The sequence below is a fragment of the Persicitalea sp. genome, from assembly GCF_041751555.1.
In the GTDB taxonomy this organism is placed as follows: Bacteria; Bacteroidota; Bacteroidia; order Cytophagales; family Spirosomataceae; genus Persicitalea.
Genome location: NZ_JBGSXF010000206.1, coordinates 1 through 7456 on the forward strand (window position 1 = coordinate 1; position 7456 = coordinate 7456).

The 7456-nt window shown below is 50.8% G+C and carries 10 protein-coding genes; 8 read left to right on the forward strand and 2 right to left on the reverse strand.

From position 1 onward, the window contains the following. The 4 genes from ACEW8P_RS07415 to ACEW8P_RS07430 all read left to right on the forward strand — a co-directional run. The coding region (locus tag ACEW8P_RS07415; RefSeq protein ID WP_373512457.1) for a thioredoxin family protein at positions 1-547 on the forward strand (547 nt) is incomplete at its 5' end. Between the two features lie 170 nt (positions 548-717). Then, complete coding sequence (locus ACEW8P_RS07420) at positions 718-1632, forward strand: SMP-30/gluconolactonase/LRE family protein (RefSeq protein ID WP_373512458.1); 915 nt, start codon at positions 718-720, stop codon at positions 1630-1632. Positions 1633-1646: 14 nt separating this feature from the next. Then, complete coding sequence (locus ACEW8P_RS07425; RefSeq protein ID WP_373512459.1) at positions 1647-2021, forward strand: diacylglycerol kinase family protein; 375 nt, start codon at positions 1647-1649, stop codon at positions 2019-2021. A gap of 62 nt (positions 2022-2083) precedes the next feature. After that, the gene (locus ACEW8P_RS07430; RefSeq protein WP_373512460.1) at positions 2084-2524 is read left to right on the forward strand and encodes a hypothetical protein; all 441 of its coding nucleotides are present in this window, start codon (positions 2084-2086) and stop codon (positions 2522-2524) included. A gap of 48 nt (positions 2525-2572) precedes the next feature. On the opposite strand, the gene ACEW8P_RS07435 is transcribed toward ACEW8P_RS07430, so the two are convergent. Continuing rightward, positions 2573-3088 (reverse strand): DUF2911 domain-containing protein, encoded by a 516-nt coding sequence (locus ACEW8P_RS07435; RefSeq protein ID WP_373512461.1) that lies wholly within the window; start codon positions 3086-3088, stop codon positions 2573-2575. 239 nt (positions 3089-3327) lie between these two features. On the opposite strand from ACEW8P_RS07435, the gene ACEW8P_RS07440 reads away from it, so the two are divergent. Further along, the gene (locus ACEW8P_RS07440; RefSeq protein WP_373512462.1) at positions 3328-3771 is read left to right on the forward strand and encodes a hypothetical protein; all 444 of its coding nucleotides are present in this window, start codon (positions 3328-3330) and stop codon (positions 3769-3771) included. A gap of 1 nt (position 3772) precedes the next feature. Here the strand turns inward: ACEW8P_RS07440 and ACEW8P_RS07445 are convergent, their stop codons facing one another. Further along, complete coding sequence (locus tag ACEW8P_RS07445; protein WP_373512463.1) at positions 3773-4372, reverse strand: thymidine kinase; 600 nt, start codon at positions 4370-4372, stop codon at positions 3773-3775. A 104-nt stretch (positions 4373-4476) separates the two neighbouring features. Between ACEW8P_RS07445 and ACEW8P_RS07450 the strand changes: the two genes are divergently transcribed. From ACEW8P_RS07450 to ACEW8P_RS07460, 3 genes are read left to right on the forward strand one after another with little or no spacing between them, the layout of a single operon-like run. Further along, positions 4477-5634: a hypothetical protein gene (locus ACEW8P_RS07450; RefSeq protein WP_373512464.1), complete on the forward strand. Its 1158-nt coding sequence runs from the start codon at positions 4477-4479 to the stop codon at positions 5632-5634. A 7-nt stretch (positions 5635-5641) separates the two neighbouring features. Further along, positions 5642-6487, forward strand: a complete 846-nt coding sequence (locus ACEW8P_RS07455) for a hypothetical protein (RefSeq protein WP_373512465.1) — start codon at positions 5642-5644, stop codon at positions 6485-6487. A 40-nt stretch (positions 6488-6527) separates the two neighbouring features. Further along, entirely contained in the window at positions 6528-7172 is a 645-nt protein-coding gene (locus ACEW8P_RS07460; protein WP_373512466.1) for a hypothetical protein, read from the forward strand. Positions 7173-7456 lie beyond the last annotated feature (284 nt).

Consider the following 7456-nt stretch of genomic DNA (forward strand, 5'->3'; position numbering starts at 1 on the left):
CAACCACGCTAATTCCGACTACGGAATTGGAGATGTCGTGGTCAACTTCCGACTTAAAAACGTGGAGGGAAACACGGTGTCATTGAGCGATTTCTCTAACCAAAAAGGAGTGATCGTGATTTTTACCTGCAATCACTGCCCTTTTTCCAAAGCTTACGAAGGCCGTATCAGCGCTTTGCACAGTAAGTTCAGCGGGCTGGGTTATCCTGTCCTGGCTATCAACCCAAGTGATCCCAAGTCGTATGACGAAGACAGGCCAGAACGACTCAAGGAAATGGCCAACGTCAGAGGAAACACTTATTCTTACCTAATCGATGATTCACAAGTCGTAGCGCGTGCCTTCGGGGCCAGCCGCACGCCCCAGGCTTATGTCCTCAAAAATAACGGCGGCAAGTTCATTGTCCAGTATATGGGTAACATAGACGACAACCCGCAGGATCCGGCCAACGTCACGAAACGTAACGTGGAAGATGCCGTTGTCGGTCTTCTGGCTGGAAGAGCTGTGGCCACCGCTACCACAAAACCTATTGGCTGCGTCATCAAATAATTGCTACTAGTTTTTTACGTTTTACTGGAAAGCCAGGGCATAAACGCCCTGGCCTTTTTGTATTGTCACGAATAGGCAATATTTTGGGTATGATACAGAACTCATCATCCAGGGGCTGTTGTCCACTATTCATTTACTAAGTACCTTTCCGACTTGAAAACTCTACGATTATGAACTTGCGGAAAATCATCTTCCCCTTCGTCACTTTACTGAGCCCCATCCTGCCAGGTTGGGCGCAAATGAGTCCACCGCCCGCCACGAAGACTTTCACGACGCCCGAAGAATTCACGGGCAATTGCGAAGGTCCCGCCGTGGATGCTGACGGCAACATCTACGCGGTTAATTTTGCCCAGGACGGTACTATTGCCAAAATAACGCGTCGTGGCAAGACTAGTTTTTTCATCACACTCCCCAAAGGCAGCACGGGCAACGGCATTCGGTTTGGCGATGCCAATACCTTTTACATCGCCGACTTTACGGGCCATAATGTTCTGAAAGCCGATCTGGAAACCCGTGAGGTCACTGTTCACACGCACGAACCTCGTATGAACCAGCCCAACGACCTGGCTATTACCCGCTCGGGCCACATTTTCTGCTCCGATCCCAACTGGAAGGACGGAACCGGGCAAGTGTGGCACGTGGCCCCCGACGGAGAAACGCGTCTGGTTGCCGAGAACATGGGAACGACCAACGGCATCGAGGTGAGTCCCGACGAGAAGACCTTATACGTAAATGAAAGCGTACAGCGCAACGTGTGGGCCTTCGACCTGGCGCCCGACGGGACGCTTTCCAATAAGCGGCTATTGCACCAGTTTGCCGACGGTGGTATGGACGGGATGCGCTGCACGACCAACGGCAACTTGTATGTGACCCGCCACGGTATGGGGCAGGTGGCGGTACTGTCTCCAGCGGGAAAAGTGGTGAAAATCATTCCCACTATTGGCAAAAAAGTGTCGAATATCTGCTTCGGAGGACGCAAGGGAAAAAACGCCTACATCACTTTGCAGGATTTGGGTAATCTGGAAACCTTCAAGGTCAAGTCGCCGGGCCGCGAGTGGGTCATGATGCGGGAGTTCGTCAAATAGGGGTAGCGTTTTCTATGAAATTGCCCGTTGATCTTCGTAAATCTCTCCGTAGTTTTCGTTATGCAGTGAAAGGCGTTGTGGATTTGTTTCGCTTCGAGAATAACGCTCGCATCCATCTTCTTGCGGCTGCAGCGGTGTTGGCCGCTGGCTTTTATTTCCAGTTATCCAACACGGAGTGGGCGCTAATTGTAACGCAGATTGCGCTGGTCTGGGCGGCGGAGGCCTTCAATACCGCGCTGGAAAAACTGGCCGATGCCGTTTCGACTGACTACCACCCGCTTATCAAAGCAGTCAAGGATCTGGCGGCGGGCGGAGTGTTAATCGTGGCCATCTCGGCAGCGGTAGTTGGTTCTTTAATATTCATTCCAAAAATCTGGCTGCTATTTTGATGCTTCACCAATCATCTCTTGCCCCAAAGCTGCAAACCCGCTTACCGAAAATATTTCACGTTATGTGCTGGATTATTTTGCTTTCCACCAGTTTTTTAAAAAATGCAGAAGCGCAGGATACCGCCCGCCGATCCATCCAGGAACTCTATGACCGCGAGACGATTTATCTGATGAGCCCTAACCGCTATGTTCGTAACAACGTGGCGTACAGCGGCGCGGCCCAACTGCGACAGGAATTTGTTCTCTCGCCAGGAGGTATGCAATTATACTCCCGCTCACAGCGCAACCGCACCATCGCTACGATCTTGTCGTTGACGGGGTCAGCGGGGACAATTTATACGCTCGTTTCGGGCAACCGCGACCTTTACCGTCCTTTTTTCTTTGTTTCATTGGGAACCGGGTTGGCGTCCGGGTTAATCAACGCTCGCGCCAATACCCAACTCAACCAGGCGGTGTGGCTGCGCAACCGCGACGCCATGATTTTATTTCAGGAAAGAAAATAAAAAAGCCTGACCCGGAATGGGTCAGGCTAAAAAAATACTCAACTGAGCTTACTTCGTGTACTTGATGGGTACTTCGAAGCCCTGCTTATCCCACTGGAGGCTGAGTTTGCTATCATCCTTCACGTCGAACATTAGTTTTTCGGCGGAATTCTTGTAGTTTTTGGTTGGCACGGTCACCTCGGCTACGTTCTTATCCTTCACTTTGTCATAATTGAAGGCGCCCCACTGTTTCATTTCGGGGTTTAGCATCACGGTCCACTCCTTTTCGCCAGGAATGGAATAAAGCGAGTAAGTACCTGCCTTCACGGGTTTGCCGCCAAACATGACGTCTTTCTTAAAAGTAATTTCGGTGGCTTCGTTAGCCCCCGTGCGCCACACTTTGCCGTAGGGTTCCAGGCTGCCGCTGCCTTCTTTGCCGAAAATAACCCGGTCGCGCTTCGAGGGCTGGCTGTAGACCACGCTCATGTTTTTGCCCTCGGCGGTCATTTTGGGGCTAGGTTTCTGGGCGAAAACGGTAGCAAAGGCAAACACCGCCAAAGCAAGAAATAACAGATTCTTTTTCATTTCGATATTTTAGTAGATGGTGAATTATTTCTCTTGTCAAACGCAGTGCAAGGTCAAAAAGTTGTCAGAGGGTTCAAAACTGGACAATGCTCTCATTCCGAAAAGTGCGTGTTTACCCTGGTATTATAATTGGCGCAGTTTTTTTATAAAGGCAGGATTCAATTCAAAAGTACGTGGTGACGTCAACCCTCTATTCACTAATTCTCTCATTCTCTCATTCTCTAATTCATAATTAAAAGATGGATAAGCAAAAGATTGTAACAGCTTGTAAGAAAAATTTAAACGAAAAACTGGACACGGCGCAGGACGATATGCGACGGTTGCGCGAGGCGGCAGGCCGCAACGCCGATGACAACCAAAGTGAAACATACGAGTCGAACCAGCAGGAAATGCTGAACGAAATGCGGGACATGCAGGATCATTTCGATTTTCTGGAAGAATCGGCCGCCCTATTTAATCGGCTCGATTTCCAATCACCTTCCGATGAGGTAAAGCCCGGCGCTCTCGTCGTGACTGATAAGATGACTTTTCTGGTCGGGATCAGCGGCGATTTCGATTACGACGGCAAGACGATAAAAGGAATCTCTGCTTCGGCCCCGATCTATGAAGCCATGAAAGATAAGAAGGCGGGTGATGAGGCCGAGGTAAACGGCAATGTCTTCAAGATCAAAGAAGTGGCCTGAGTTAGGGAATTCGATTCACCTTTTCTCCCAAGTTAAAGCAACGGCGGCAGCGGGCCTCGTATACATCGGTTTCGCCCAGCAGGACGCGCTCCTGCGCGGGCGAGATGCGATAAGAGTGCGAGGCCACATCACCGCAGACCACACAAATGGCGTGAACCTTGGTGACGTACTCAGCGATGCTCATTAGTTGCGGCATACAGCCGAAGGGCTGACCCTTAAAATCCATATCCAGCCCGGCCACGATGACGCGCTTGCCATGGTCAGCCAGGCTGATGCACACGTCTACGATGGCCGAATCGAAAAACTGCGCCTCGTCCAGGCCCACTACTTCACAATTTCCCGCCAGTAGCAGGATCTCAGTGGCGGATTCGACGGGCGTGGAGCGAATCGAATTCTCATTGTGCGAAACAATGTCGGCCAGATGGTAGCGTTTGTCAAGGGCAGGCTTAAAAATCTCCACCTTTTGCCGGGCGATCTTCGCCCGGTTGAGCCGACGAATCAATTCCTCGGTTTTACCCGAAAACATGGAGCCGCAAATCACTTCGATCCAGCCCGTGCGCGGGTGCAGCGTTTCTTTTAAGCGTGAAGGTTCGACAAACATAAGCAGGTGGTGGAGCGGCCGTTAGGCAGAAGCCCCGTTTTCATTACATTTGCAAAGCAAACACATTTTTTCTTATCACTCCCCCCGCACACTCCAAATCAGCTATGCCCGGCTCTCTGAATCAACCCGCCTTAAAGCAATACGCCGCCGACTTTACCGAAAAAGTTCTCGATGATTTTTATGCCGACCAATCCTCCATCGACGGTCAGCAGATTCTGACGCTGACGCCCGTTCGACAGGTGAATCTGGGGATCGTGAGCCGGATTTTCGACAAATGGCAGGCCGACGCGCTGGCTTTTCGCAGCCAGTACTTCGATTTCGAGCGGGAAGAAGTAAAAGGCGCGTTGCAAGAATTTATGAACACCGTTTCGCGGCACATCGCCATCAAGCGCGACGACTTGCAGCCGCTTTTGCTGGAAGCCACAGAGGATGCCCTGCGCTTGCTGTTTGCCCCCAGCGATTATTTTGAGGGTCAACTTCGGGCCCTGCCTAACTTTACTTTTGATAAAAGTAATGCGCAAGACCTGAGCAAGTACACCCAAATCCACGCGGGAGTGGCTAAGAACCTAGCGCTGCGCTTGTCCGATAGCGGTTCCGATTTCGTGTACGTCAACCAAGCGCTAAACTGGCTGGGTGAAATTACCAATAGCGGAGCATCGCTCGATGACCAAACTACCTACGTAGAGCAGTTTTCGTCGGTAGTTCCTTTGGCAGCCGAAGATATCCTTAGAGACTACGAGCGATCGACCCCGCTGCCCGCCGCAACGGTCGACGACGTGCCGCCTGCTCAAGAAAACAAATCTTTTTTCGATACGGCCCTCGAAGTACCTCAAGATAACACGGCTGTCCGCCCACCCGATCCCGTTGCCGTTCAACCCGAACTTGTGTCCACCACGGTCGATATTGAAAGGGAAAGTACCTCGGACGATCGCCCCACCTCGACGGGCGTCAATTCACTCAATAGTCGCTTCAAGGTTAACACGCCCACCCACACCGACGAAACCAACTACGGCAACGTGTCGCCAAAAGTGGACAGTATCTTTGGGAGCGTGGCACTGGGACAGAGATTTATGTTCGTCAATCAGTTGTTCGAACGCAACAGCGACGCCTTCGACGAAGCTATCCGCGAACTTGACCGTGCCGATACTTTCGAGGATGCTAAGGCTTTGATGATCAATAAATTTTCTACCAAATACAATTGGAACCCAAACAGCGATGCGGTGAAAGACTTGACAGCCCTCGTCAAGCGCAAGTTCAACTAGGTGCATTATGTTGTGCCGGAACCTGATTTTGGGGTGTTTGATACCCGGCTGGGTCTGGGGTCAAGCGGGCGATTTCCCTATCGGGGCTCGTTCTCAAGGCATGGGCAATGCCGTGGTGGCGCAGGCGGATCGCTACGCTTCAATCAATAACATTGCAGGACTCGCCACGCAGACCGAGGCATCTGCTTTTTCTTCGTACCACTCTTATTATGGCTTCGAGGGCGTTAACACATTGATCTTTGGTGCAGTAGTGCCGTTGCGACAGGAGTTGTCCGCCGGGTTTTCGGTGCAGCGTTTCGGGGATAAAATTTATAACGAAATGAGCTTCGGGCTGGGCGTGGCGCACCGCATCAATCGCATCAGCCTGGGCTTGAAAGCAAGCTATCGACAAATTGCCGTGAATGCCGCTTCTGTTTCTCTCAGCAAGAAAGCGCTGGTCATGGAAATGGGCGGTATCGCGCAATTGAGTTCAACGGTCTATTTGGGAGCACATATTTACAATCTTGCCCAGGGAAACTACTCGGGCGAAGGCTCCACAAGCCTGCCCACGATCTTAAAAACGGGATTGACCTATATTCCTGCCAAGGCTCTTCGGCTGAGTGCTGAATTAGTAAAAAATACCGATTATCCGGCTTCCGTTCGGGCTGGATTGGAGTACGAAGTGATTCCTCACTTACTGGCAAGAACCGGAATTGCTACGAGACCCTACACGAATCACTTCGGTTTAGGCTTTGTAGGCGGTAGTTTTGACTTCGATTACGCTGTCAGCAGCCATCCGCAACTGGGCTGGTCGCATCACCTCACTTTGGCTTATGCCTGGCCAAAGGTAGAAGACGTCAAAAGCCCGGACTGATGCCACAAAAAAAGATGTTTGCCCGAAATTATTATATTTTATGAACGACTCCGCCGCCTTTTACCAAACCTTTTACCAAAACGAAGCTCTCTTTCGGGTAGCTGAACCTGTACTAGTTGAGATAGAGGAGGAGAAAAAGCTGATTGTGGAAGAGGAAAACCAGATTCCGTTGGAAAAAGAACAGACTCAGGTTGATCAAGCCGCGGTTCCTGGTACCAAAGAAGACGAGAATGGTAGTTTGGCCCCCGTAACCACAGGGAAAGAGACACCATCTTCGCAAAAAATCCCACCACCCGCCGCACCTTTCCTCACTTTGCAGCACCGTGTTTTGGTTTTGGTAGACGAAAAAAGCCAGCAAGATCTGTTACCCGCCGATGCTTTGCTTCTGGGAAACATCCTGAAAGCCACGGGCCATGATCCCGCCGAAATGGATATTCTCAATTTTAGCTACCTCCCCCAAGCCGATGCTCGGACAGTATTGGCGCAGAAAAGTACTAATTACTTCATCAGCTTTGGCGTTCCTCTGATCAAGTTGAAACTTGACCTGTTGCTACCGCCCTACACGCCCAAGAAAGTAGAGGGAATCTGGTTTTTGCTGGCCGAGCCGCTGTCGGTTATCGACGCGGATAAAACCCGAAAAAAGCGGCTGTGGCTGGCTTTGAAACAAATGTTTGCTGTTGCCTGAAATATTAGCTTAATCCCGGAAATTTCACCGATTGCCGCAATATTGTCAATTGTGCGGCTGTTTTGGTAGATACTTAGTCGTTTCTTTGCGTTGTCGATTTTTTACTGTCCATTGTCTATTGATTTATGCCTTCTCCTTGGGAACGTTTCTCGGAATTTGTAAAAAAGCCCAAAGGGGATGATAGGTTGGGGAATCACGGCGAGTCCGATTCCCGAATTCCCGCCGAGGTCGAAGCTTCGCAGTACCGCGATTTGCTGGCCGAAAGACTGCCGTCCGCGCGAGCC

Excerpts from the sequence above, each read along its gene's own strand:
- ACEW8P_RS07420 (WP_373512458.1), top strand. The coding sequence starts at position 718 with ATGAACTTGCGGAAAATCATCTTCCCCTTCGTCACTTTACTGAGCCCC.
- ACEW8P_RS07425 (WP_373512459.1), top strand. The coding sequence starts at position 1,647 with ATGAAATTGCCCGTTGATCTTCGTAAATCTCTCCGTAGTTTTCGTTAT.
- ACEW8P_RS07430 (WP_373512460.1), top strand. The coding sequence starts at position 2,084 with ATGTGCTGGATTATTTTGCTTTCCACCAGTTTTTTAAAAAATGCAGAA.
- ACEW8P_RS07435 (WP_373512461.1), bottom strand. The coding sequence starts at position 3,088 with ATGAAAAAGAATCTGTTATTTCTTGCTTTGGCGGTGTTTGCCTTTGCT.
- ACEW8P_RS07440 (WP_373512462.1), top strand. The coding sequence starts at position 3,328 with ATGGATAAGCAAAAGATTGTAACAGCTTGTAAGAAAAATTTAAACGAA.
- ACEW8P_RS07445 (WP_373512463.1), bottom strand. The coding sequence starts at position 4,372 with ATGTTTGTCGAACCTTCACGCTTAAAAGAAACGCTGCACCCGCGCACG.
- ACEW8P_RS07450 (WP_373512464.1), top strand. The coding sequence starts at position 4,477 with ATGCCCGGCTCTCTGAATCAACCCGCCTTAAAGCAATACGCCGCCGAC.
- ACEW8P_RS07455 (WP_373512465.1), top strand. The coding sequence starts at position 5,642 with ATGTTGTGCCGGAACCTGATTTTGGGGTGTTTGATACCCGGCTGGGTC.
- ACEW8P_RS07460 (WP_373512466.1), top strand. The coding sequence starts at position 6,528 with ATGAACGACTCCGCCGCCTTTTACCAAACCTTTTACCAAAACGAAGCT.